The organism is Candidatus Aquicultor secundus (assembly GCF_002791875.1).
GTDB lineage: Bacteria > Actinomycetota > Aquicultoria > Aquicultorales > Aquicultoraceae > Aquicultor_A > Aquicultor_A secundus.
This window is the reverse complement of sequence record NZ_PFNG01000035.1, coordinates 1-912: the sequence shown is the minus strand read 5'-3', so window position 1 is coordinate 912 and position 912 is coordinate 1. Positions and strand designations below refer to the sequence as shown.

The window sequence follows — 912 nt, the reverse complement described above, 5'->3', positions numbered from 1 at the left end:
GATGAGCGTCCACCGCTTGAAACCTTCCGTAAGGAGGAGCTAGAGAAAAGTGGTCACTAAGATATTACCCGCTGGAAATATCCAGTCATGGATTGATAAGTTAGTCGCTTCTTACGGGGTATATGCTCCGGTGGAAGTTGAAGGCGCCTCATCGTTTAAACAGATCAAGGCCGGGCAAGCCCCTGCTTTTGATGCCAGAACCGATCTTTCACCAAAGGGCATCATATTCAAGCAGGTCGAGAAGATTCTCTCCTACAAGAAGGATGAAAACGGCATAGCGATTGAATACGCACCGGAAGAGGAGACGAAGACCGTCATCTTTGGTCTGCGTCCCTGCGACGCACGGTCGTTTACGTTAACCGATAAACCGTTTCTCGATCCGGTAATGCCGGAGAATAAATACGCCGAGCGCAGGAAACATACCGCGCTCGTAACCATGGCCTGTAACAAGGCCTGCAACACATGTTTTTGTACCTCAGTCGGCGGCGCTCCGGACGAGAAGGTGGGCGATGTCTGGATGATGAATCTGGACGGGCGCTACATTGTAGAAGCGCTCACGGAGGCCGGCGAGGAGCTTTTGAAAACGGCCGGCTCGCTTAGCGATGCAACCGTCGATGATGAGGCCGCTGCAAAGCGTATCGGCGAAACGGTTGCGGCTTCGATGGAAAAACTTGAGGTACCGAGTGCAAAAGCGCTCGATAACCTCTTTACCGATGAAGCCTTCTGGCAAAACCTTACGGCCAAGTGCTTAAGCTGCGGCGCATGCACCTTCGTGTGCCCGACCTGTTATTGCTTCGATGTCAAGGATGACGGCACCGTTAAATCGGGCGACCGTTACCGTGGCTGGGATTCATGCATGTTCTTCCAGTACAACCGCGCAGCGGGCGGCCATAACCCGAGGGAGTTTCACTG

The 912-nt window shown here is 53.3% G+C and carries 1 protein-coding gene; it reads left to right on the top strand.

Annotation, left to right across the window (positions count from 1 at the left end; genetic code table 11):
- Positions 1 to 49: 49 nt before the first annotated feature.
- Positions 50 to 912: 4Fe-4S dicluster domain-containing protein (locus tag COY37_RS01270; RefSeq protein ID WP_286975641.1), on the top strand; the 863-nt coding region annotated here is incomplete at its 3' end.